Here is a 21538-nt window from a genome sequence, read left to right on the forward strand (position 1 = left end):
CGTGGGGAGGGTACGCATGTCTCAAGCGCGGGTCCCGTATCTTCTCGGGCACACCGAGATCGCCTCCCTGTTCACCGTCGAGCGCCAGACATCGCAGAAATGGCGTACGGAAGGCACGCTCCCGGAGCCCGACCTGCTCGCATCCGGCAACCCCTACTGGCTACTGACGACGGTGCTTGGCATCAGCAGCGACGGCGACCGACAGGTCGATCAGCAGCGTCTGACGGACTACAGGGCCAGCATCCCCCACGGCTATGAGGTGCAGGCCAAGGAGCAACTGCCCGTCATCCTCGGCATCCAAGAAGCGGGCCGCGTCCTCGGCCAGGACGCACAGGCAGTCTCCCGTTGGCGTAACCGACGGAGAATCGCCGAGGCCGACCTGGTCCTCTCCGGTTCCCCCCTCTGGCTCCTGGAGACCATCCTGGCCGACGCACCACAACGGCAGCGGACCGTCGACCAGACAGAGGTCGCCAAACTCCGCGCAGGGCAGCGAAGCCCCCAGAAACCTCGCGGGCGCAGAACCAGCCCTCCTGCCGTATCTCCGCCGCTGAAGCCCCTGCCCGCCGCACGGACATTCACTGCCGCCGAGCAGGCCACCGCAGCCGAGTTCCTCACATCGGTCCTCGCCGACGGCAACTCCGTCACCATCACACCACAGCGCTAGTTTCGCCTCTCCGCGCACAACCTCCGGCGCGCATGCTCCCCGCTCCAGCACACGACTGTTGTCGCTGTTCGCCGACAGCAGTGAGAGAAACACTTGATTTACTGGCTGACCATCCATACTGTCTCTCATATGTCGATCTTGCAGCAGCCCCCGGGAGCCCACAACGCCAATCCAACCGACGCCGCTCCGCGAGCCGCTTCCAGCGAGCCCAACCGGCGCCCCATGAAGGTCATTTCCTACGGAGGCGGCGTACAGAGCACAGCCCTGCTCGTGCTCGCCGCGCGCCGAGAGATCGACTTCCGCACCTTCCTGTTCGCCAACGTCGGCGACGACAGCGAGCACCCCGCGACCCTCGCGTACGTGCGCGAGATCGCCATCCCGTACGCCGCACGTGCGGGACTGGATGTTCACGAGCTCAAGCGACGCCGCCGCGACGGGACCACGGAAACGCTCATGCAGCGGCTGGACCGGCCGGAAACCCGGTCGATCCCCATCCCGGTCCGCATGGCGAACGGCGCTCCGGGCCGCCGCAACTGCACCGCCGACTTCAAGATCAAGGTGGTTGGGCGGTGGCTTCGGGAGCATGGCGCCACTGCGCAGGCCCCGGCAGCGGTCGGCATCGGCATATCGCTCGACGAAATCCACCGGGCCAACCGCCGACGGAGGGAAGCCCACGAGGTCATCGAATACCCCCTCCTCGACCTCAAACTGCGCCGGGACGACTGCGAGCGCATCATCGCCGAGGCCGGTCTGCCGGTACCGCCCAAGAGCTCCTGCTTTTTCTGCCCCTTCCGCACCGTCGGCGCCTGGCGCCACCAGCGTCGCCACGAGCCCGAATTGTTCGCTCAGTCGGTCCAACTGGAGGAGACCATCAACCGACGGCGGGCCGCGCTCGGCCGGGACGACGTCTATCTCACGAGGTACGGGATCCCGCTCACTCAAGCCATCCCCGACGAGAGCCCAGGGGAAGGCGATGCGGATGAGGATGACGGGGCATGCGACTCCGGCTGGTGCATGACCTGATACCTGCCGAGCAGGCCACGACGGGTGGGCCCAACGCCAATGGCGTCGGGCCCACCCGTCGTTTGCCCCTGGTCTGCCGACGGAGCCGAACAGAGGTTCTGCGGGCGGCGGAATCAGAGCTCGGGCGGCTCGCCGGGCTGGAGGTGGAGAACAGCGAGGTACTCGCCGTAGGGCATTTCTTCGTCCACCCAGCGGCTGCCGCCTGAGGCGTCGGGAATCCACATGCCGTCGAGAAGGTACTTGTCGTCGAAGACGGCGACGCGGTCCTCCTTCACCGCCGCGGACATCAGCAGCTGGATCCCCAGCAGCAGTGCAGTGGAGGCTTCCTTTACCGCACAGACCTCGGCGTGTCCGGTGGGAAAGACCTTTCCGTCCTCGTCGCTTCCCGGCTCGGGGATGGAAGCACGGCCCCCGACGGCCATCTCGTGCAGGACAATCGCCTGAGTCACCGCTGCCGCCACCGAGGGGCCAGCCCCCGGCATGCCGTCCGAGGCATGCGTCCGCAGATGGTCGGCGACCGCATGCGCGTGCACCGGCCATGCGTCGGCGTGGTCTTGCAGCTGCCGTTCAGCGGCCTCCACCGCCAGACCCGGCTCCGCGGTGTCCGGGTACAGCAGCCGGACGAATCCTTCGAGCGCTGCGCGCAGGTAGCCGAGACGAACCTGGTGCTGCTGCAACTCCTCCATCATCTCCGTCCAGACGGCATCGAAGTCGAGGCCCGCCGAGCACATGCCGCCGTCGTCGTACGACATGTCGAACGTCACCGCGCGCAGGCCCTGGGCGAGACGCAGCCACTTGTAGGCCGTGTCCCAGCCGTTCTGCACCCCGGAGACTCCGGTGACGGCGGAGGCATGTTCCACCCAGTCGGTGAGTTCACGGACATGGTCCTCGGGCTCGGACAGCGCGAGGCTGGACAGCGTTCGGTATGAGGGCAGGCAGGGGCCCTCCACCCGGATAGTGGTCATGGGTGGAGCGTGACACACGGCACTGACAATCACTCCGGCGACGAGAGCCGGGGCCAAGCTCAGGTGCCGGTGGTACGCCGCACAAGCCGGTGGCCGCGCAACTCCCGCTCGCAACGAACGAGTTCGCGTTCCCAGCCCTCTTCCGTACCGATCAGGTGCGGGCTCTCGTAGAGGCCGGCGCGCACCTCGGCATCCGTGAGCCTCCGGTACTTGGGTACGTCGGGATCGTCCTCGGCAAGGAATTCGTGCTTACGGTGGAGGAGGGGGCGGTTGGTGGAGTCCGCGTACGAGATGAAGGAGGACTTGAGGGTCTTCAGGTCGACGGCGTACGTGGCCGCGATGCGCGGGTGGGGGTCCGTGTCGAACTCGGGGTAGTCGAGCCAGCTGACGCCGCGCCCCTGGTGGCGGAGCTTGACGACGGACCACTCGCCGGGCCGACCGGCAGCGATGCTCGCGCACTGCTCGTACAGGCGCAGCACAGCCGGGATCCGGTGGAGTGCGCGGCGGTGAACGTACAGGGCGGTCGCAGTGAACTTGCCGGCGATCGACCCGTTCATCGCCCGACGGACGTATGCGTCGTCACGCAGCTTGAACAGCAGCCGATCCGCTCGCTGGCACGCCTCGGTGTACGACGGGAAGAAGGCACGGATGTCCAGTTGTACCGGCAGCGGCAGGCTACTCACCGGGCCTCGGCCGTGAAACAGCTCCAGCGCGAGGAACTGCAGCGTGTCGAGCGCTCCACGCTCGGCACTTCGTTCGACCTTCGCGGGGTCGGCTTCCTGCTCGGCAATGCGCTTCAGTTCGCCTGGGCGCAGGTGACCGAGGAGGCTGATGATGGGCTGCGGCATTTCCTCAAGCTGAGGCATCCTGCCCCGCTGTTCGAGATGATCGACGACCGAGGTGATCGCCGAGGCGGTGTCCTCGGACGCCAGCCATCCCCCGTCAGGAGCGACCTGGCGGGCCAGGTAACTCAGGCGGGCCGCATCGTCTTTGAAGGCATAGACGATGCCGGGCGCCGCCGATACACAGCGGACGCCGGTGGCTTCCTCGACGTAGTCGCGCAGCTCGCCAGCGGCGTAAAGGTGCTGGAAGGTGCGGCGTTGGGTGAGGATGCCGTCGCCGTACTCGGTGCCTTTGATCTGGTTGCGCTCCCACCTCAACCGTGCGGACACCACGAGCACGGATTTAGTGAGGTCCCAGGCCCGCAGGAGCGTCTCGCGTCGTTCGGCGGGATTCTCAATGACGTTCAGGACATAGGTGAGGAGGACGATCTCGGCCGGCCCACGCCGCCCGTCCGGGAAATGGACAGGGTCCCATCCCGCGGCATCGAGGCCGAGGTGCTGCAGTGCCCGTACATCGCCGCCACGGCCGCAACCGTAGTCCAGCACTCCCGTGTCGGGTTCCAGCTGGAGGTCGCCGACGGCGCGACGGGCCGGCAGGGAGAGGCCGACTCGGCCGATCGCCGTCTGATGCCTCTGGCTGCTCCAAAGCTGCTGTGTCATCGGTGTCCCCTGATTCCACGGACAGGCCAGCATGCGACAGCACCGAACCTTACGTGACCCCCGCTCCGGCCACCCGGCTTACGCGGAGCCGCGCCTCCAGACCACCCGTCCCGTGGTGGCCGAGACCGGACACTTCGCCCAGCGGAGAGAAAGACGGCGATCGTCAGGGCCAGCACTCCGCCCCGACGACAACAGCACACTCATTCGGGATCAGGAGCCCGCCACCTTGAGAGGGGAGTGCTCAGGTAATCAGGGCTGCGTCGAGATATTCCTGCACCGGCTCGAACAACCCGTACGGCACGTACTGCGGGATCTCGCCATGGGCGACCCAAGCGAGCTCGGCCAGCTCCTCGGTGTCGGCTACGTGGGCGGTGCCGCCCATCACCTCGCAAACCGTGTACGACATCAGCCGGCCCGTCTTCGGATGGATGCGCTCGCCGAGCAGCTTCACGGCGGCCACGTCCAGGCCGGTCTCCTCCTGGGTCTCCCGCACGGCGGCGTCCTCACGCGCCTCGCCGGGCTCGACCTCACCAGCCGGGAACTGCCAGGAGAGCTGCCCCTCGCTGACCCGGCGGCGGACCATAAGCACGCGCCCCTCGTGGACGACGATAGCCGCGGCGATGCCCGGTCGTTCCTCCGCGTTCTGCTGCGTCACGTCTGCTCCTCCAGGACAGCCAGAATGGGTGGGAAGATCGTATCGATGGGGATGAACCGGGGCACCGACTTTCTCGGGACCCACATGACGTCGATGTTCTCGACGGCGTCGCTGTTGGTGGCCTCGCCCGTCAGGTACTCGCAGAGGAAGTACTCGCACAGCACACCGGTCACGGGGTGAAGCCGCTTGCCGAGGTGCTGGCGAACTGCGCAGTGGACACCGGTCTCGTCCAAGGTCTCCCGCACGGTGGTGGTCTCCGCCTTGCCTCCCGGCTTGATGACCCCGGCCGGGAACTGCCAGGTGATCCCGGCAACGTCGTCGTCCCGCCGGCACACAAGGAGGACATCGCTGTCGCGGACCACCACCGCGATGGCCACCCGCAGTGCCTGCGCGCCCAGGGGCGTCGAGTCCGCTGAGGCCCGTTCCTTCGCCAGCAGGAGCGCGAAGCGCTGTCGCGCAGCCGCAGGAGCCCGCTCATAGGCCGTGTCGAGAAGCCGCTGCATCTCTCGGCGAGGCACGACAGACGCGTCGGAGTGCCAGGCGGCCACGGTCCTCACGGCGATACCCAGGTGCGCGGCGAACTGTTCGTTGCCAAGCCTCAGGGCGGACTGCAGCAGGCAGGCGTAGCGGCCGCTCCAGCTCTCGATCACTTCCACAAGACTGCCCCTCGTCGCCGCTCCGGTGCAGGAACTCGCACGCCCAAAATGCACTCTCCCTGCACTGGCACTGCATGGTCGCGCGAGAAGAGCCCCGGGAGAATCGGAGTCACCAGGGCCAAAAAACCACTCGATGAAGGCTCAGTCCCTGGAAGGCACGTGGGAGGCGCACGAGCGCCAGCCGACCACAGGGAGATTCTAGGTGCGTACCCCCATCAAATAGCAGGGGCAGGGAAGTTGGCTGAATCGGACCTCTCGATCAACTAGGCGTCGACACATTGCCGGCGTTCAGCGTCCTTGGCATCGCACGCAGGCCCGAACCGTACTGCCAGCGCCGGTAACCTCAGAAGGTGACGGCTGATCATCCGTCATGTTCGTTTGCTAGCAAGGCGAAAGGGAGTCAATGCCCGAGGTTCAGGCACACACTGTCGAGCGCACGCTCGTCCTGCTCAAGCCCGATGCGCTGGCGCGTGGCCTGGCAGGAAGGATCATCACGCGGTTCGAGGACGCCGCGCTGAAGATCGTCGGCACCAAGATGAAATGGATGGACGAGGAGTTCACCCGCCGGCACTACTTCGACCTTGAGGAACGGCTGGGCTCGGAGGTCTACGGAGTCACGTCAACGTTCATGCAGCAGGGCCCTGTCATCGCCCTGGTGCTGGAGGGCTTCGACGCCATTGCCACCGTCCGCAAAATCGTCGGCAGCACGTACCCGAACCAGGCTCCGGCCGGCACGGTGCGGGGCGACTTCTCGCACTACAGCGCCGCGGCCAGCATCGCCTCTGGCAAGGCAGTCGCGAACCTCGTGCACGCCTCCGGCAACGCGGAGGAGGCCGAGCAGGAGGTGGAGCTGTGGTTCGACAAAGGCGAGCTGCAGGACTACAAGACGCTGGCCGAGATCTACACGTACTAGCGGCGGATCACGGCGTCACTGTGGAGACGCCGTCGCGTTGATCACCACTGGGGCACGACCGTCTGAACCGAGAGGGCACCATGACCAACCAGACCCGCCTGGCCTCCACCGACGAGCTGGAGTCGGTCTTCCAGCGTGATCTGGCGAGCGACCTGTGGGCGGCTACCGAGACGGCGTACGCCCTTGCAGTGCGCCACCGCGACCTGGGTGACTGGCCCGCGTCGCGCGAGTGGGCCGAGCAGTGCCTCCGTCTACTGGAGGGCTTCCCCAGCGAGACGGAGGAGCAGGTCGCCACCAGCCGCACGTCGGTGGGAGGCGTCCAGCTGCCGACCTACCTGCACTCAGGTGTCGTCCAGGAGCGCTTCGGCGCCCTCGGCTGACACCTACCGATCCACCGGGGTGATGCGGCCGGCACCGCGTCGGCCGCATCACCCCGCGTTCGACCACCAACCCCATAGCGATCGCCCGACCGGACAGGCCCCCACACGGCAGGGTCCGGCTGGCTTCGCCATGCCTAAAACGAGGAGGCAGCAGCCCCGTGGCCATCGAGATCGAGATGCGAGCCCGCTTCACCAAGGAGTTCCACGACCAGCTCGTCGCCCGCCTGAAGGCGGACGGGGAGGACTTGGGCCCCGACGACAAGCACATCTACTTCTACGTGCTCCCCGACCAGCTCCTGAAGGTCACCGACAACACCGCTGCCGGCACCGCCAAGATCACCCTCAAGGGGAGCAAGATCGGACAGGGCGCGGCCTTCGCTGAGACCGAGTTCACCATCGCCCCCACCGACGTTCCCGCCGCAGTGAAGGTGTTTAACGCCCTGGGGTTCGAGACGGCGATGCACGAGGCGTTCAACTTCCGTCACAACTTCCGCTTCGACGGCGTCGAGATCGCCGTCAAGTGGAGTGAGGCGTGGGGCTACCACGCCGAGTTCGAGGTCCTGTTGGAGGACGGCGCCCCGGACGCCGCCCGCGCCGAGGCGGAGGCCAAGATCACAGACGTCGCCACGGCGCTCGGCGTGACCTTGATGACGGAGCAGGAACTGACCGACTTCACCGCAGCCTTCGAGGCCGCCGAGAAGGAGCGCAAGGAGCGCGAGCAGCAGGCCGCGCCGATCCGGTAATCAACATCACTGCGGAGACCACCAAGGGGGTGGGCACGAATGAGCACGACCCCGTTGCCTGCAAGCCTGATCGACCTGGCCGCCCAAGGGCAGCTCCCGCTCCACCAGCACATGGATCACGCCACCATCGCGTGGATCAGCGACCACAGGCCCGACCTCCCGCCGGCGCCCCAGCCGGCCTTGCGCCCGCAGTCGAAGGAACTGCTTGCGCACGGCGGTCTGCCCACCCGGTGGTGGGCAGACCCCCGCCTGCACACGTCACTCCACGGAGTCCGGCACGCCATGAGGACGGCGGCGCTCGCCGCCGTCCTCGCCGAGGCGAACGGCCTCGGCGACGCCGACGCCGCCACGGCGATCCTCGCCGCCGCCATCCACGACTGCCAGCGGCGCCACGACCAGGACGACCGCGGACACGGCGCCCGCGCGGCCATCTGGCTCGCTGCGAACGCCGACACCGTCTGGGGCCACTTCGGCCTCACCGCGACACCCCGGCGGATCGTGCAGGCGGCCACCGCCATCCGCCTGCACGACATCCCGTACGAAGCGTTCACCGCAGACGACAAGGCCGACCACGCCCGGGCCGAGCGCATCACCGACGTGGTCAAGGCCGCCGATGCCCTGGACCGCTACCGCCTGCCGAAGCTGAAGTGGTGGCCGGACGCCCGGTACGTCCGCGAGCCCGCCTTCGACCAGCTACGCGACCTCGCCTTCGACCTGGTCCTCGTCTCCGAGCGGGCCTACCTCGCCGGGGCCAGCGGCACCGCGGCCGTGCGCTACGCGCTCGCTGAGAAGGGCCTACTCTGACCATGGACTTCCTCGACGCCTATCACTTATGGGCCGACGCCCACGCCTTCTTCGACTCCAACCTCATCCCCAGCCCCGCCGACCACACCGACCCGCTTGCCACCCGGGCCGCGGGCTGGGACAGACGGCTCGCTGAAGACACTCCGAACGGCCACCTGCTGCGGCAGAACGCCCTCTTCGAGGCCCTGAGCGGCAACGACAAGCTGCACCTGCTGCACGTCACCCACGCACTGGAGGAGATCAGCCGGCAGGGCGTGCTCTACCCGTCGGGCGGCTGCCTCGTCGGAAGCATCTACTGCGCGCCGCTCACCGCGACCGACCAGGGCTTTCGCGTGCACAACCTGGGCGCCTACGTCCTGTCCAAGGAAGCGCCGGCCTTCCTGGCCAAGCTCGGCGTCACCGACCGCGTCCCCACCCCGCTGATCTTCGAGATCGACACCCCGCCTCAGGCTTACCGCGGGCTCGCCGGCGTGGACTACCTGCGGCTGGGCCTCATCCACCTGCAGATCTACAGCCACCTCGAATACCTGCTGAGCAAGAACGAACGGCACCAACTGCGCGAGACCGTCGTCAGCCGGATCAAGAACTCGACCGCGTTCCTCGCCACCGCTGCCGCCGTCGCCTACCAGGGCACCAAGGTCGACGCCGATCCGTTCCTCAAGCTGCTCGACGAAGCGATCCCCCGCCTGCCAATCCTCGGCTACCTGTACTTCGAAGCGGTCGCCGAGTACCTGATGCTCCACTCGACCTCGCACCACACCCGACGCCTGGCTGAGCTCGGCGAGCTGAACAACTGGCTATACAAGGAGATGCTGTTCGCCTCCTTCCCCACCATGGCCGGCAAGTTCGACCTCGCACGGTTTCGACCCCGCCCGAAGCAGCTGTCCGCGCTCATCCACCGAGTCGACCCGACCATCGATACCACCCACGCCAGCGCGTACCTGGTCGAACGGATCAGCTACCTGGTGGCAGCCCGCCTCTTCGCGCCCGGCGACGTCCCCGAAGCCTGGCACCACACGCGCTGGGAGTTCGACTCCCTCTCCACCCAGCTCGGACCCCTGCTCGGCCACCTGATCCACCGGGAACTGCGCACCTTCGGCCGCTACCCCGACTTCTACTTCTACTTCGACCAGCACAAGGCGCTACAAGCCTGGAACTACTGGAACCACATGGACATCGTCGCCCCGTTCAACGGCACGATGCCCAAGGGCGAGATCGGCATCAACCCGGCCTACCCCAACCTCGACTACCGCGTATGGCGCGCCGAGCAGGACGATGCCGGCCACCTTCAGCCAGCCGAGGAACTCTCGCTAACCATCGCCCCGCGGCTGGTGGACATCAAGTACACCCTGATGCGCAACAACCAGTGGACCGCCCCCGCGCCCAGCGTCGCCTGATGTACCGCCGCCATTAGCGGCCCACCCCACACCGAGCAACCTCACACGCAGGAGATCCGTGATGAGCCCCTCCGGCATACCCTCCGTCGGCCTCCTCAGCGAGCAGATCAACACTGTCCTCGCCGACCCCGCCACCACCCACGGCCTCGCCCGCACCCTGCGGGCCGCCGCCAAGGAGATCGAACTCCACCGCTACCACCACGCCAGCCGAAGCGCCTGGCCCAGTGGCCGCATTGACGACAAGCCCGCCAAGGTGCAGATCGGCGGCGGAGCCCACCGCATCGATGGCTTCTTCAACATCGACGCCGTCCCGCCGGCTGACCTCCTCTGGGACATCCGCGAAGGCATCCCCCTCCAGGACGACAGCGCTAACGAGATCTTCTCCGAGCACTTCCTGGAGCACATCGACTACCCGCGCTCGGCCAAGCACTACGCCCGAGAGGCATACCGGGTCCTCGTGCCGGGTGGCCAGATCATCACCGGCGTGCCCGACGCCGCCTTCGCCCTGAACCATTACCCCGGCCCGCTGTCCGCCTCGGACGAAATGATCGACCGCTGGTACGCCAAGCGCGACTGCCGAGGTGACATCAACACGCGGCTCGATCTCGTCAACCTCGTATTCCGAGACCAGGACGACAACCCCAAGTACACCCCGCACCTGTGGGCCTACGACCACCACAAGCTCGTCCAGCTCTTCACCGAGGCCAGCTTCACCACCGTCGAACCCTGGACGTTCGACCCCACCATGGCCAACCCGAAGCGCCGGTGGGGCAGCGTGTACGTCATCGCGACGAAGTAGCGCCCCCACGCGGCAGTCGGCGAAGACTGGGACACCCCGCACTAGCCAGCCCAACACACGCCACGAGACCCTTCCGACGCTGAGCCTCCGCCGATCTGAGCCAAGAGTGGGCACGTTGTATCCGCGCCACCGCCAGAGTCACTACGCGGCGCACAGGCGCACCAGACCTACGAGTGATGTGGTGTAGCCATGCCACTCAGCGCGTCGCGCGGCCATGGAGTCGGCGCGCAACATAGCGCGGGATCGCCGGTTAGCCAAACCGGCGATCCCGCGCATCATTGGTAGTCCACCGCCACACCCTGCCCGCACGTCGAAAGGCACCGCCCCACGACCACAGAGCAGCCAGAGGCCGACAGGCGATCATGCCACCGCGTAGCTGGCCCGGAACAGATCCTGCGCCCGCTCCACGTCCTTCGGCGTACGCAGCTGCACCTCCAGATCACCCGTACCGTGGTGACCGAGACCGGACACGTCACGCGTGAAACCCGGAACGAGGTCGACGACCGTCGGGTCGACCTTCAGGTAGACCAGCAGCTTGCTGCGCTGCGGCGGGCAGAGGCAGGCGAAGTTCCGCAACCGCTGATACGCCCGGTACTGCTTGCGCTCCACGCGGTTCACACCGTCCCCGAGCCCGAGCAGGGCCTCGTCGACCGCGCTCACCAGCTCCACCATCGACGCGCCCTGGACGTCGGCCGCCGCCCGAGCAACCGCCTGGCGGCGCGCCCGGCCTGCCACCTGCATGCCGCCGCTCACGGACGCCACGGTCTCAAGCCCGAGCAGGTCGCTGCCGAAGAGTCGGTAGCGGACCAGGTCGATCGACCGCCGGTGCTCACGCACGGCATGCACGTCATAGCGCGTGAAGTCGCCAGCGATACAGATCAGGCGCGGTCCGCTCCACAGCACCTGGGACGCGACCGTCACCCCGAGCCGGTCGCGGACCAGGTGCTCGAACTCGGCGCGGTGGTCCATCAACCACGCCAGGTAGAACAGGCCCTGGTTGATGACGCCGGCATCGACGCCGCGCTTGTACTCGACGATGACCGGCGATCCGTTCTCGTCCAGCCCGAGCGAGTCGATCCGGCCCCCGTGAACCGGCCCCGTACCGTATTCGCTCGCCAGGAACCGAACACCCAGCAGCGTCTCCATGTGCGCCTCGACGAGACCTTGCACATCCGCCTCGACCTCAGCAAGACGCGGCGTGACCTCGGTCACCCCGCTTTTCGTCGTGTGGAACAGCTTCAGGCCCGACACCTTCCCCTCCTCGGCTCGAAGATCGAGAACGCAGGAGAGGGGTAGATCTATTTCCGCGCGGGCGCACCGAACAGGTGAGGAGATGTGAGACGGTGACCACCTGGCGCAGTCGGGAACCCCTGCATCCCACCTCCCCCAGGGGCCCTCGTCCCACATACGTCCCACAAAACCCCTGACAGCGTGTCAGTGAGGAAGAAAGCGGCAGGTCAAAGCACCTGCCGACGAGATGCGCCAGGCGCCTTCTAAGCGCTTGGCCGCAGGTTCGAGTCCTGCCGGGGGCGCAAGTCTCAGCCCTCCCTTGGGAGGGCCTTTTTGCTGGTCAGAGCGGGTTTCACTCGCACGCCACAGCCCCGGACACTCCCCCGACGATCAAGGGGCAGGTTCCGGGGCTGTCCGGCTGTCACCGGGTTTTCGCGGGTGGCCGTGTCGAATACGTGTCGAAGTTCTCGGCGGGAAACCTCAGCCGGCGTCGGGCAGCTCGGGGAGATCCCCCGCGGCCTCCAGGCGCCTTTTCAGGTCAGGCAACTGCCCCTCGACGCACCGAGCGTAAGTGGCCAGCAGCACCGGCACGCTGTTTCCGGCCCAGTCGGCCACCTGGGCGGGCGGGATCCCGTCATTGAGCCACTTCGTGAGGCGCGTGTGCCGGTTGTCGTACACCCGCCGCCCTGTGGGCGACTCGAAAACGTGTGGGGGCAGGACCGCCTTACGCGCGCTGCGCCAGGCCCGGCGGATGACCGAACCCGCGAGGATGCCGCCCGTCTCCCCCTGGAACAGCAGATCACCGGGCTTGAGCTGCTCGTCCTCGATGTGCTGCCGCAGGATGCGCGTCAGGGCGGGATGCCCCGGCACTGTGCGCGTCTCGCCCTCAGCACGGCCCTTCAGATCCCGTTCCTCGTGGATCTCTCCGGTGTCGGTCCACTGCTTGCCGACCTCCGGGGTCGCCGTGTGGATCAGCAGCTCACACCATTGGTCCCCGGCGTCGGGGCCGGGAAGCGTCACGTCCTGCACCCGCATGGCTATGGCTTCCTCCGGCCGCAGAGCGCAGTAGTACAGCGTGGCGAAGCACGCGTGCAGCCGCTTTCCTCCACGGGGCCGACGCCGAATCCAGTCGAGGAGTGCCGCCGCCTGGTCCGCATTCATCAAGGACCGCTTGTCCACGGCGTTGCTGGTCTTGGTGACAGTCGTCGACTCCTTCCCCTTGGGGAGGGGGTTGGTCCGCAGGACGCGCCGTCGGACCGCGTGCTTCATGACGACGTTGAGGATCCGGCGGTGGCGCTTCTTGGACCAGGCCGCCGCCTGCTTGCCGTCGAGGCGCGTGTCGACGGCTCGCAGGACCTCATCGACCCGCTCTTCCTCCTCCCAGGCCGAGGCCGGCAGGGAGTTGCGCTCCACCCACCGCAGGATGGTCACCACGTCTCGCGGGGCGTCCGCACGGCGGGTCGCGTTGAACGCCCATTCGCGCAGAGCGGTCCGCACGGCCACCGGGGCGAACTGGGTCGGCTGGACCCGCAGCAGCGCGATGGTGACCGCTGTCAGGGTCTTGGCCGTGTTCTTACGGCTGTTGCCGCCGAGCTCCGGCCAACGGGCGTCCACGTACTCGACAGCGAACGTGTACCAGCTCATGGAAGCCGACTTGGAGCGGTGGGACACCGGCAGCCCGGTGGCGATGACGAAGGCCTCCCCCTTGCCCGTGGCCCGGATCAGTTCGGAGCGGAAGCCCTCGGCAAGCGCAACGGTGCCGAAGGGTTCACGCCAGCGCTTGTCCGCGACCACCCAACGCACCGTGTACGTGGTCTTCCGGGCGCCCTTGTACGTGAGGATCTTGTAGACCTTCACGTCGTACGTGGTCTCCATCAGGCGGCGTCCTCACGGTCGTCGAGCCAGTGGTCGAGGTCGCTCCGCCGGATCCTGAGGTCGCCGTTCGGGAGCTTGATGCAACGGGGCGCACGCCGCTTCGCACGCCAGTCGTAGAAGGTCGAGCGCGAGACGTTCAGTTCCTCGCAGACCTCGGCGAGGGTGAGCATGGTGCGCGCCCGGATGGCCGTGGTCATGCCGTGCTCCCTTCGCCGAGCAGGGCTTCGCGGGCTGTCTCGCGGTTGGTCTGGAGGTCTCGCGCGATGGTCGCGGCGAGGGCTGCTTCGCCCGGGGTGTGGCCGTGGCCGGCGTACTGCCAGTCCGTCAGGACGAGGACGGTGTCCGGCTCGCGGTCGTCCAGGCCGAGGACGGAAGCCTCCTGTGCGGCGCGGTAGTCGGCGCGTTCCTGGCGGAGAGCGCCGAGGGTGGTGGAGTAGGTGCGCGACTTGGACGAGAAGTGCCCGCGGAAGCCGAGCATGTGCGCCCAGACCCAAAGGCGCCGGTCCGGATAGAGGCCGTCCAGGTCGCGACACGCGGTGATGAGCCGCCGGGTGTGGTCGGGCACCTGGTGGCGGTCGAGTTCGGAGAGTTCGCCGATACGGCGGTCCAGGGTGCCGGTGTTCTCAGCGGCTTTGGTGGCGTACTTGGCCACGTACGAGGCAACGGCCTGTTCGGTGACGTCGGAGCCGTCCCCGAAGGCCTTGACCGGGCGGACGTCAAGCTGTCGGCCCCATCGGAATGTTCGAGCGGGTTGGTCGTCGGCGGCCGGGACCGAGACGGATGTGTACGAGTGCGCGGCGGCGGCACATATCGCGTCCGTGAGCAGGTCGACGGTGGCCCAGGCGGGCGGCGGTGTCTCGGCACCCTCCGGGCCGTCGAGGCGGACGACGGCGTGGAAGTGCAGGGCCCCGCGCTTCTGGAACTCGGCCACCTTGCCGTACGAGACGCGCAGGTGATCGGCGAGTGCCCGGCGGGCCAGGCCGGCGCGGGCGGCGAGTTCGCGGCGGAGTCGGGTGGTGAAGCGCTGCCAGAGCTGCCCGGCGTGGTTGTTGAACAGAACGGCGCCCGCGTAGTCGTAGGTGTCCGGGTCGAGGGCGGTGCCCAACTCCGGGGCGTCAGACGCGTGTCGGGTGCCGCAACGGCAGGCGTTGCCATGATCGGGCCGGTTGTGGACCGAGCCGAAGGATGGGGCCGTGAGCGTGGCGAAGACTCGGGGGTGATCGCGGACGGTGGCGGGGATGTCTCGGCGGTCGTCTCCGGCGAGGCCGGCGCGGATGAGGTGGTAGGTGTCGCCGGCGTAGGTCCAGGCGCAGGCGGGGCAGCGGGAGGCGCGGCGGTTGCCGCAGGCGAGCCGGAGGCGTCCGCCCGGCTCGTTCTCGGTGGAGTAGTGGTGCAGGGTCTCGCCGGTGGTCTTGTCCTTGGTGAGGGTCCAGCCGGTCAGGTGGATCGGGTCGGAGCAGCCGCCGGTGCGACGGATCTGGTCTTCCCAGCGGGTGTAGTCGGAGGCCGAGGCCACCCGGAGGAGGTCTCGGAGAGTGGTGGGGTCGAGCGGTTGGACGGGCGTAGGCGCCTTCTGTGTCGCGGGTGAGGCCCGGTGGGCCATGCTGGGGGTTCCTTCCGGTTGCGAGATCGGACAGGGACGGCTCCCGGGCGGCGGATGCTTGGCGGTATCAGGGCCGCCCGGGAGCCGGTCAGCGTCGCTTGGCGTCGGAAGCGAGCAGGGAGCGCAGGACGACGGCGCAGACGGCAACGGACGCGCCGGTGATGGCGACCGCCAGAAGCAGCGAAACGAGGACGGCACCGAGGACCAGGACCACAGCCGTGCCGGCGCCGACGAGCGCGAGCGTGGTGCCGGGGGTGAGCTGGACGACCGGGCGCGACGAGGCCGGGACGACAGGTGCTGGCGGCGGGACCGGAATGCCCGGGGTGATGGTGGTCGGCTGGATGACGGCGGGCGGGGTGGTCAGGCCGGTGGGCTGGGGCATGGTCGGGAACTTGGGCCGGAACATGGGCGGTTCACCTTTCGCGGTTACTTGACGGCGGTATCGATGACGGGGGCCAAGACGCTGTCGGCGAGGAGGAATCCGCCGAGGAGCAGAACGGCGATGAGCCACCAGGGCGGACGGATGAGCTTCACGCCGAGGTAGCCGACGGCGAGGAGCGCGAACCAGAGCGGGACCTGCACGTTGGTCTCCTAGCGGACGCGGCAGCGGTGGGTGCGGGCGGCGAGCTGAGCGGCGGTCTGGCTGGAGTAGTCGGAGGACCAGCCGCAGCGGTCGGCGGTGCAGACGGCAGCGTGCACAGTCCGGCCGTTGCGGTCGCGGTGGGTGCCGATCTGCACGGGGCCGATCCTCATCACGGAGTGGAAGTTGTCGCGGGCGGGCATCGGGGTGTCTCCTTCCTGGTCAGGCGAGGTGAGCGGCGATGGCGTCGGCGAGGTGGGGCGGGACGCCGAGGCGGGAGCGCAGGGTGTCTGTGTCGATCGGGGAGCCTGTGAGAGCCCGGTAGTCGTCGGCCACCTTGCGGGCGTGGTCGACCAGGACGGCGGGGACCGGCGGCACGGGCGTCGAGGGCGGGGCCGGGACCGGGGCCAGGGCCGGGACCGCGTCAGGCTCAGGCACGACGGCTTCCGGTAGCCGAGGATCGGCGTCCCTGGTGTTCGGCGTGTCCGGGACGGGTGCCGGCGGAACAGGCTCCGGCTCAGCAGCCGACGAGTGAGCGAGGAGCGTGCCGCCGAGGAAGGCGAGCGCGGGCCACCCGGCGATGCCGAGACGGAGCAGCGCGGGCGGGTCGGCCAGGTCGAGGAACCCGGCGGTGGCGACGTTGGCGCCGAGGGAGGCGAACAGGGCGATGAGGAACCAGCACCAGGCCAGCCGGGACGGGCCCTCACTGCTCAGGCGCCGCCAGGCCGCGACCAAGAGCAGGTCGACACTGACCGGGTAGGCCCACGCCTTCCAGCCGTCCTGTCCGGCAGCAGCGGCCAGGTCGTGCAGGTGGGCGAAGGACAGGGCACCGGCGATCACGGCCTGAATCAGCACCGCGTCGACACGGAGGCCGTGACGGGCGCCCATCAGGAGTCCTCACCGGGGTAGATAGGGCCGCCGTCGAAGTCGTCGCCGGACGGGAACGTGCCGGGCGGTGGCTCAGGCAACGAGACGGCCAGGGACGTGCTGACCACTTCCACGAAGTCGAGGTCGGCGCCGCCCATGTCGGCGTACAGGGCGAGTTGACCGAGGAGGAGCACGGTCCGGGCGAAGTCCTCGCAGTTCGGGCACATGCCGAGTTCTCCCTTCATCAGGCATGGCAGGGGTAGGGACTTGGCGCGAAGACGGTCACGCCGACCGATGGGGACGAGCGAGAGATCAGGCGGTGGCCGGAGAAGGCTTGGCCGACGGCACGGGAGCGGCGACGGGTCCGGCGAGAGCGGGCCGGAACGGCGCCAGCTCGGGCAGGTCCGGGGTCCGGTCGGCGTGCCTGTTGCAGAGGTTCACGGCCTGGCGGAGCGAGGTGTGCGGGGCACGGATGCGGTGCCAGCCGCCGGAGGAGTCACCCGCGATAGCAATCCCCCGCATCTCGGCCGGGATCTGGATAGCGGCGAGGACGGCGTCCGGGGAGATGTCGCCGAAGGCCATGTTGGCGGAGGTCTCGTCGTTGACGCGGTGGGCGGTACGGCCGGTGAGCTGGGCGCGGAGCATGGTGATGCCCTTGCCGAGTTCGGAGCCGAAGCGCTGTCCGCAGATTTCCAGGTAGATGCCGGCGGCACGGCCGAGCTGGGCGAGGCGGACCAGGTCGGTGATGATGCGGTCCCGCCGCTTCTCCTCCTCCTTGTTGGCGTACAGGGCGAGTTCGGCAACCTCGTCGACCAGGACGACGACCGGGGTCGGACGCAGTCCGTCGGGCAGGTCCCAGATGTCGGAGGCGATCTCCGCGTCTGGCACATCGACGGTGATCCGCTGTTGGGCACGGATGATCTGGTAGACGTCTGCCATACGGGCCACGAGCGCGTCGAGCAGCTCGGCGGCGGTGTCGGGGTTGTCGGCCAGCGCGGAGAACCTACGGGCCAGCGGGAAAAGCTCAACTCCTTGCTTGCAGTCGATGCCGACGAGGGCGACGTCCATCGGGGCGAGTCCGGCGACCAGGTTGCGTTGGTAGACGGACTTGCCGGACTCCGTGGCCCCGAGGGTGAGGGCATGAGGTATCGCCCGGTAGTCGCGGTAGTGCACCGAGCCGTCCTGTCGCAAGGCGACCGGTACCCGCATGGGCCGGGTCTCGGTCGCTGCGGGCATCTGCACCCGCTTGAGCACGTCGTAGCCGGTCATCCGCACCTCTACGACGCCGGACCGCAGCTCGCGCGAGGTCACGCCGTACATCGAGAACGAGTGCCGAAGCCGGTCCGAGGCGGCGGCGATGTCGAAGGCGTCCTGGCCGGGGCGCAGCTTGAGCCGCAGGACCAGGCCGGTGCGAGTTGGTCGGAGCCGCAGGATTCGCGGCGAACGGGACTCCGGCATCGGCCGGTTGGTGGCCCGTGCCAGGACGAGCCGCCATCTCGCGGGCGGTACGGTCAGCCCGCACGCGTCCATGACGGAGCCGTACCGGACCAGGACCCGCAGCGTGGCCAGGGTGACCCCGAAGGCCAGCCAGTACCAGGCGGGGCGCCGCCACCGCAGGAGACCCGCGGTAGCGACGACCAGCACCAGAGCGACCGTGAAGCCGGTCATCATCAGGCCGCCTTCGATCCTGCGGCGGCGTTGACGTTGGCGAGCGAGGTGACTGCGACCGCGCGGAACGCGATTCCGTGCCGCTTCTGGCCGTTGAAGTCGTTCTCCCAGGGCCGAGCGATCAGGCCGGTGAGCGCGACCGGTGTGCCCATGGCCAGCTCACCGCTGATCCCGGGCTCCGGAACGGTGATGGAAAGGATCTCCACCTCTTCGTTCGCCGCGAACATCACGTCGACCGTCATCAGCTTCGAGCCGGACTCGATGTCCATGGCGATCTCGCCAGTGCGGCGGTCCTTGACCTTGGGCTGCGGGGTCTTGGCGACCATCACGATCGCGGCGGAGGTATCGACGGGAATCTGACGCACAGCAGATCACTCCTCTATAGATGCTGAACTCCGTCACTCATGTATATGAGTGACATGAAGAAGAGTGCATCACTCCTGTACATGAGTCAACCCGCCGCGAAGAAGAACTCGCGACGGGCTGCGGGGAGTTGAGCGGACGTCAGTCGTCGGCAGGGATGCGGTACTCGAAAACGAACTGGTCAGCGGCCATGAGCGTGTCGCACACCTCGACCACGAGACCCGCGGTCGTACGAGCTTCACGGATCAGATGAACCACGGGCGCACCCGGACTGAGTGCCAGCTCCGTGGCTTCCGCCTTCGAGGCCGGACGCGCTTGCAGAGTCTCGGCGAACTCGGCGAACTCATGCCCGTGATCTTCGAGTCGAGCGTAGATGCCACCGCCGCCGGGGTTCTCGGCGAACAGCTCCGGGATCTCCTTCACGACGTCCCACGGCAGGTAGGACGTGGCGGTCTCGACCGGAATGCCGTTGCGGAAGTAGAGACGCCGGCGGGCCAGCACCTGCGTTCCGGCGGGGACTCCCAGCCGTTGCGCGGCATCCTCGGGAGCATCCATGGGCCCGATGTAGAGGACGCTGACCTTTGCGGTGGCGCCGGACTGCGCGGACTCCGCGAGGTAGGCCGCCTGCCCTCCTTGTCGGAGCGAGCGCCGGAAGCGATCGGAGGAGCGGTGCCGCACGGGAGGCCGGTTCTTCACGATCGAGCCCTTGCCGTGCCGGGTCTCGACGAGTCCACTGGCCCGCACCTCGACCATGGCCTTACGGATCGTGCCGCCAGACACGCCGTAGCGATCCACCAGCTCCGCTTCACTCGGCACCATGTCACCAGGCTTCAGAATCCCCGCCCGGATCTGCTGCACGATCTCTTCCGCGATCTGCACGTACCGAGGGCCGGCCGCGCCCCCTCCAGCAGCAGTTCCCATAGTCCTTCTCTGCCTCCTAAGCTCCTCTACATGAGTCAACCACAGGAAGCGACAGCCCCTCCCCTGCACTCCGTGTCCGTAGCCGGAGTAGTGGTGCGCGAGGACGGCCACCTCCTGGCGATCCGCCGAGCCGACAACGGCACCTGGGAACTCCCCGGCGGCATCCTCGAACTCGACGAGACCCCCGAGGCCGGCGTCACTCGCGAGGTCCTGGAGGAGACCGGCATCCACATCGAGGTCGACGAACTCACCGGCGTCTACAAGAACATGACCCGCGGCATCATCGCCCTGGTCTTCCGCTGCAAGCCCTCCGGCGGCATCGAACGCACCTCCAGCGAGTCCACAGCGGTCTCGTGGCTCACACCCGAGGAAGTCAGCGACCGCATGTCCGAGGCTTTCGCCATCAGGCTCCTGGACGCCTTGGACGGCAACGGTCCCCATGTACGGAGCCATGACGGACAGCACCTCATCCCAGCGGGATAAGATTTTCTCTCCTTCATCAAGTGCGGCTCGCTCCGCTCCCCGCGCGCGGCCCGACCCCCGGCCGGGCCTGCGCTCCAGTCTCCGCCCCGCTCCAGCCCGGCCGGCGCCCGTGCCGCGCTCATGGCAATCAGTCACCTGATGCCAGAGAAGAGGTGCGTCGGCTGGGGCGGTCGGCTCCGCGGCTTTACGGAGCCACTTTGGCGCGAGTCTCGATCGCTCTCAGGGATGCTCCGCTGCTCGGCCTCCTCAATCACGAGGGCCGGCTCCACGGAAACCAGGCCAGAAAGAGGCTGGGCCAGCACGCGGTCAAGGGCCTGCCGCACAGGAATCCACGGCGGGCCCGATTCGTGCGGATGCGGTGCGGTCAGCGGACCGGGGTGCCCTGCGGCTGCTGCGGGGCGATGCCCAGCGCCGTCGTGTACTTGGCGAGGGCGAGCTTGCCGATCGCCGGGTACGCGCCCAGCGCCTCGGCCGCGGAACAGCCCGCCTCCCCGGCGGCCGCCGCGAGCAGCGCCGGGTCGATCTCCGGGCCGATCAGGTACGGCGCGAGCGCCAGTTGCTGCGAGCCGGACGAACGCAGCTGGTCGGCAACGGAGGCGATGGAGCCCTCCTGGTCCAGGGCCGCCGCCATCACCGGCACGGCCAGGCGCGCGGCGAGCAACATGCCGGTGATCCCGGCCGCCTGCACGGCCTCCTCGCCGCCCACGGAGGCCAGGATGATGCCGTCGGCGGCCGTGGCCACGGTGAACAGCCGGGCGCGATCGGCGCGGGCCAGGCCGGCCTCGGACAGCCGGACGTGCAGTGCCTCGGCGAGCAGCGGGTGCGGACCGAGGACGTCGGTCAGGTCGGCGGCGACCCGGCTGTCCATCACCGACTGGCGGATCTGGCGTAGCAGCGCGCTGTCCGGACCGGCCAGCAGCGGGACGACGACGGCGACCGGGCCGTCGGGCTCCTTGACTCCCTCGACGCTGGCGGCGACGGCCTGCTCGTAGCGGGCCGTGCGCTGCTCGGCGGCGTGCGCGAGCACAGACCGCAGCGTGGGGAACTCGGCGTCGTCCCCGTCCAGGTACCCGATCCGCGCGTCCAGGCCGGGCAGCTCGGAGCGGGCGATGCTCACGACCTCCTCGGCGAGGCTGCGCGTGGCGGTGCTGGGCACTCCGGGCACCGCGAGGGCGAGAGCGGGCGCGCCCTCGGGAGCCACCAGTGGTTCCGGTCGGCGGTGCCGTCCGGGCTGGCGGGGCCGCGGCATTCGTACTGGCAGGCCGGACTCGGGCCCAGTGGGGGAGCTCATGGCGCCGCATGTTACTGGCTTCCTGGGCTCCTCTGTTCGGGGAGGGTGCAGGTGAGCGGTTTCCGTCCGGTTTTGTGGATGAGGCATTGCCGCAGCTAGAGCACTAGCGGATGTGCAACGGGGCTGCGCGACAGTTCGGCCAGGTGTGCCCCGAAG

Annotated in this window: 26 protein-coding genes and 1 tRNA gene; 10 read left to right on the plus strand and 17 right to left on the minus strand. The window is 68.4% G+C overall.

Annotated features, from left to right (window positions below):
* Positions 1 to 16 precede the first annotated feature (16 nt).
* Positions 17 to 664: a hypothetical protein gene (locus ABZ855_RS28055; RefSeq protein ID WP_360811414.1), complete on the plus strand. Its 648-nt coding sequence runs from the start codon at positions 17 to 19 to the stop codon at positions 662 to 664.
* A gap of 222 nt (positions 665 to 886) precedes the next feature.
* Entirely contained in the window at positions 887 to 1687 is an 801-nt protein-coding gene (locus tag ABZ855_RS28060; protein ID WP_360811568.1) for a phosphoadenosine phosphosulfate reductase, read from the plus strand.
* A 113-nt stretch (positions 1688 to 1800) separates the two neighbouring features.
* Here ABZ855_RS28060 and ABZ855_RS28065 read toward each other — a convergent pair whose 3' ends face one another.
* The 4 genes from ABZ855_RS28065 to ABZ855_RS28080 form a co-directional block, all read right to left on the minus strand.
* Positions 1801 to 2652 carry a hypothetical protein gene (locus ABZ855_RS28065; RefSeq protein WP_360811416.1) on the minus strand — a complete coding sequence of 284 codons (852 nt, stop codon included), beginning with the start codon at positions 2650 to 2652 and terminating at the stop codon, positions 1801 to 1803.
* 59 nt (positions 2653 to 2711) lie between these two features.
* On the minus strand, positions 2712 to 4154 hold the full coding sequence (locus tag ABZ855_RS28070; protein WP_360811418.1) for a DNA phosphorothioation-associated putative methyltransferase: 1443 nt from the start codon (positions 4152 to 4154) through the stop codon (positions 2712 to 2714).
* Between the two features lie 241 nt (positions 4155 to 4395).
* Positions 4396 to 4809, minus strand: a complete 414-nt coding sequence (locus ABZ855_RS28075) for an NUDIX hydrolase (protein ID WP_360811420.1) — start codon at positions 4807 to 4809, stop codon at positions 4396 to 4398.
* Positions 4806 to 5465 carry an NUDIX hydrolase gene (locus ABZ855_RS28080; RefSeq protein WP_360811422.1) on the minus strand — a complete coding sequence of 220 codons (660 nt, stop codon included), beginning with the start codon at positions 5463 to 5465 and terminating at the stop codon, positions 4806 to 4808. Before ABZ855_RS28080 ends, ABZ855_RS28075 begins: the two co-directional genes overlap by 4 nt.
* A gap of 403 nt (positions 5466 to 5868) precedes the next feature.
* Between ABZ855_RS28080 and ABZ855_RS28085 the strand changes: the two genes are divergently transcribed.
* The 6 genes from ABZ855_RS28085 to ABZ855_RS28110 all read left to right on the plus strand — a co-directional run bounded on the left by ABZ855_RS28085 (position 5869) and on the right by ABZ855_RS28110 (position 10501).
* Positions 5869 to 6378, plus strand: a complete 510-nt coding sequence (locus ABZ855_RS28085) for a nucleoside-diphosphate kinase (RefSeq protein WP_360811424.1) — start codon at positions 5869 to 5871, stop codon at positions 6376 to 6378.
* 80 nt (positions 6379 to 6458) lie between these two features.
* Positions 6459 to 6758, plus strand: coding sequence for a hypothetical protein (locus ABZ855_RS28090; RefSeq protein WP_360811426.1), 300 nt, complete (start codon positions 6459 to 6461; stop codon positions 6756 to 6758).
* 158 nt (positions 6759 to 6916) lie between these two features.
* The gene (locus ABZ855_RS28095; protein WP_360811428.1) at positions 6917 to 7501 is read left to right on the plus strand and encodes a CYTH domain-containing protein; all 585 of its coding nucleotides are present in this window, start codon (positions 6917 to 6919) and stop codon (positions 7499 to 7501) included.
* Positions 7502 to 7540: 39 nt separating this feature from the next.
* Positions 7541 to 8305, plus strand: a complete 765-nt coding sequence (locus tag ABZ855_RS28100; RefSeq protein WP_360811430.1) for a hypothetical protein — start codon at positions 7541 to 7543, stop codon at positions 8303 to 8305.
* A 2-nt stretch (positions 8306 to 8307) separates the two neighbouring features.
* Positions 8308 to 9702 carry a hypothetical protein gene (locus ABZ855_RS28105; protein WP_360811432.1) on the plus strand — a complete coding sequence of 465 codons (1395 nt, stop codon included), beginning with the start codon at positions 8308 to 8310 and terminating at the stop codon, positions 9700 to 9702.
* Between the two features lie 61 nt (positions 9703 to 9763).
* Positions 9764 to 10501: a methyltransferase domain-containing protein gene (locus tag ABZ855_RS28110; protein WP_360811434.1), complete on the plus strand. Its 738-nt coding sequence runs from the start codon at positions 9764 to 9766 to the stop codon at positions 10499 to 10501.
* Positions 10502 to 10861: 360 nt separating this feature from the next.
* Here ABZ855_RS28110 and ABZ855_RS28115 read toward each other — a convergent pair whose 3' ends face one another.
* Entirely contained in the window at positions 10862 to 11752 is an 891-nt protein-coding gene (locus ABZ855_RS28115; protein ID WP_360811436.1) for a DUF5655 domain-containing protein, read from the minus strand.
* Positions 11753 to 11963: 211 nt separating this feature from the next.
* On the opposite strand from ABZ855_RS28115, the gene ABZ855_RS28120 reads away from it, so the two are divergent.
* Positions 11964 to 12033 (plus strand) — tRNA-Arg (locus ABZ855_RS28120).
* Positions 12034 to 12211: 178 nt separating this feature from the next.
* On the opposite strand, the gene ABZ855_RS28125 is transcribed toward ABZ855_RS28120, so the two are convergent.
* From ABZ855_RS28125 to ABZ855_RS28175, 11 genes are all read right to left on the minus strand, one after another.
* On the minus strand, positions 12212 to 13606 hold the full coding sequence (locus ABZ855_RS28125) for a site-specific integrase (protein WP_360811438.1): 1395 nt from the start codon (positions 13604 to 13606) through the stop codon (positions 12212 to 12214).
* Entirely contained in the window at positions 13606 to 13803 is a 198-nt protein-coding gene (locus tag ABZ855_RS28130) for a helix-turn-helix domain-containing protein (protein ID WP_360811440.1), read from the minus strand. The genes ABZ855_RS28125 and ABZ855_RS28130 overlap by 1 nt, the downstream gene beginning before the upstream one ends.
* Positions 13800 to 15209, minus strand: a complete 1410-nt coding sequence (gene repSA, locus ABZ855_RS28135; RefSeq protein WP_360811442.1) for a replication initiator protein RepSA — start codon at positions 15207 to 15209, stop codon at positions 13800 to 13802. Before repSA ends, ABZ855_RS28130 begins: the two co-directional genes overlap by 4 nt.
* Before the next feature lie 88 nt (positions 15210 to 15297).
* Entirely contained in the window at positions 15298 to 15615 is a 318-nt protein-coding gene (locus ABZ855_RS28140) for a SpdD-like protein (protein WP_360811444.1), read from the minus strand.
* Between the two features lie 20 nt (positions 15616 to 15635).
* Complete coding sequence (locus ABZ855_RS28145; RefSeq protein WP_107101053.1) at positions 15636 to 15791, minus strand: hypothetical protein; 156 nt, start codon at positions 15789 to 15791, stop codon at positions 15636 to 15638.
* A 9-nt stretch (positions 15792 to 15800) separates the two neighbouring features.
* Positions 15801 to 15992 (minus strand): mobile element transfer protein, encoded by a 192-nt coding sequence (locus tag ABZ855_RS28150; protein WP_360811446.1) that lies wholly within the window; start codon positions 15990 to 15992, stop codon positions 15801 to 15803.
* Between the two features lie 19 nt (positions 15993 to 16011).
* Positions 16012 to 16677 carry a DUF2637 domain-containing protein gene (locus ABZ855_RS28155; protein WP_360811448.1) on the minus strand — a complete coding sequence of 222 codons (666 nt, stop codon included), beginning with the start codon at positions 16675 to 16677 and terminating at the stop codon, positions 16012 to 16014.
* Positions 16677 to 16883, minus strand: coding sequence for a hypothetical protein (locus ABZ855_RS28160; protein ID WP_360811450.1), 207 nt, complete (start codon positions 16881 to 16883; stop codon positions 16677 to 16679). The genes ABZ855_RS28155 and ABZ855_RS28160 overlap by 1 nt, the downstream gene beginning before the upstream one ends.
* Before the next feature lie 85 nt (positions 16884 to 16968).
* A complete protein-coding gene (locus ABZ855_RS28165; RefSeq protein ID WP_360811570.1) occupies positions 16969 to 18324 on the minus strand; it encodes an FtsK/SpoIIIE domain-containing protein in 1356 nt (451 codons plus the stop codon).
* 2 nt (positions 18325 to 18326) lie between these two features.
* On the minus strand, positions 18327 to 18689 hold the full coding sequence (locus tag ABZ855_RS28170; protein ID WP_360811451.1) for a hypothetical protein: 363 nt from the start codon (positions 18687 to 18689) through the stop codon (positions 18327 to 18329).
* Positions 18690 to 18828: 139 nt separating this feature from the next.
* Positions 18829 to 19608 (minus strand): GntR family transcriptional regulator, encoded by a 780-nt coding sequence (locus ABZ855_RS28175; protein WP_360811453.1) that lies wholly within the window; start codon positions 19606 to 19608, stop codon positions 18829 to 18831.
* A gap of 30 nt (positions 19609 to 19638) precedes the next feature.
* Here ABZ855_RS28175 and ABZ855_RS28180 point away from each other — a divergent pair, with 30 nt between their 5' ends.
* A complete protein-coding gene (locus tag ABZ855_RS28180) occupies positions 19639 to 20091 on the plus strand; it encodes an NUDIX domain-containing protein (protein ID WP_360811455.1) in 453 nt (150 codons plus the stop codon).
* A gap of 364 nt (positions 20092 to 20455) precedes the next feature.
* On the opposite strand, the gene ABZ855_RS28185 is transcribed toward ABZ855_RS28180, so the two are convergent.
* Complete coding sequence (locus tag ABZ855_RS28185) at positions 20456 to 21382, minus strand: hypothetical protein (protein WP_360811457.1); 927 nt, start codon at positions 21380 to 21382, stop codon at positions 20456 to 20458.
* Between the last annotated feature and the right edge of the window lie 156 nt (positions 21383 to 21538).

This window comes from Streptomyces sp. NPDC047042 (assembly GCF_040644035.1).
Taxonomy (GTDB): domain Bacteria; phylum Actinomycetota; class Actinomycetes; order Streptomycetales; family Streptomycetaceae; genus Streptomyces.

Excerpts from the sequence above, each read along its gene's own strand:
- ABZ855_RS28055 (WP_360811414.1), top strand. The coding sequence starts at position 17 with ATGTCTCAAGCGCGGGTCCCGTATCTTCTCGGGCACACCGAGATCGCC.
- ABZ855_RS28060 (WP_360811568.1), top strand. The coding sequence starts at position 887 with ATGAAGGTCATTTCCTACGGAGGCGGCGTACAGAGCACAGCCCTGCTC.
- ABZ855_RS28065 (WP_360811416.1), bottom strand. The coding sequence starts at position 2,652 with ATGACCACTATCCGGGTGGAGGGCCCCTGCCTGCCCTCATACCGAACG.
- ABZ855_RS28070 (WP_360811418.1), bottom strand. The coding sequence starts at position 4,154 with ATGACACAGCAGCTTTGGAGCAGCCAGAGGCATCAGACGGCGATCGGC.
- ABZ855_RS28085 (WP_360811424.1), top strand. The coding sequence starts at position 5,869 with ATGCCCGAGGTTCAGGCACACACTGTCGAGCGCACGCTCGTCCTGCTC.
- ABZ855_RS28090 (WP_360811426.1), top strand. The coding sequence starts at position 6,459 with ATGACCAACCAGACCCGCCTGGCCTCCACCGACGAGCTGGAGTCGGTC.
- ABZ855_RS28100 (WP_360811430.1), top strand. The coding sequence starts at position 7,541 with ATGAGCACGACCCCGTTGCCTGCAAGCCTGATCGACCTGGCCGCCCAA.
- ABZ855_RS28105 (WP_360811432.1), top strand. The coding sequence starts at position 8,308 with ATGGACTTCCTCGACGCCTATCACTTATGGGCCGACGCCCACGCCTTC.
- ABZ855_RS28110 (WP_360811434.1), top strand. The coding sequence starts at position 9,764 with ATGAGCCCCTCCGGCATACCCTCCGTCGGCCTCCTCAGCGAGCAGATC.
- ABZ855_RS28125 (WP_360811438.1), bottom strand. The coding sequence starts at position 13,606 with ATGGAGACCACGTACGACGTGAAGGTCTACAAGATCCTCACGTACAAG.
- ABZ855_RS28130 (WP_360811440.1), bottom strand. The coding sequence starts at position 13,803 with ATGACCACGGCCATCCGGGCGCGCACCATGCTCACCCTCGCCGAGGTC.
- repSA (WP_360811442.1), bottom strand. The coding sequence starts at position 15,209 with ATGGCCCACCGGGCCTCACCCGCGACACAGAAGGCGCCTACGCCCGTC.
- ABZ855_RS28140 (WP_360811444.1), bottom strand. The coding sequence starts at position 15,615 with ATGTTCCGGCCCAAGTTCCCGACCATGCCCCAGCCCACCGGCCTGACC.
- ABZ855_RS28150 (WP_360811446.1), bottom strand. The coding sequence starts at position 15,992 with ATGCCCGCCCGCGACAACTTCCACTCCGTGATGAGGATCGGCCCCGTG.
- ABZ855_RS28155 (WP_360811448.1), bottom strand. The coding sequence starts at position 16,677 with ATGGGCGCCCGTCACGGCCTCCGTGTCGACGCGGTGCTGATTCAGGCC.
- ABZ855_RS28160 (WP_360811450.1), bottom strand. The coding sequence starts at position 16,883 with ATGTGCCCGAACTGCGAGGACTTCGCCCGGACCGTGCTCCTCCTCGGT.
- ABZ855_RS28165 (WP_360811570.1), bottom strand. The coding sequence starts at position 18,324 with ATGACCGGCTTCACGGTCGCTCTGGTGCTGGTCGTCGCTACCGCGGGT.
- ABZ855_RS28175 (WP_360811453.1), bottom strand. The coding sequence starts at position 19,608 with ATGGGAACTGCTGCTGGAGGGGGCGCGGCCGGCCCTCGGTACGTGCAG.
- ABZ855_RS28180 (WP_360811455.1), top strand. The coding sequence starts at position 19,639 with ATGAGTCAACCACAGGAAGCGACAGCCCCTCCCCTGCACTCCGTGTCC.
- ABZ855_RS28185 (WP_360811457.1), bottom strand. The coding sequence starts at position 21,382 with ATGAGCTCCCCCACTGGGCCCGAGTCCGGCCTGCCAGTACGAATGCCG.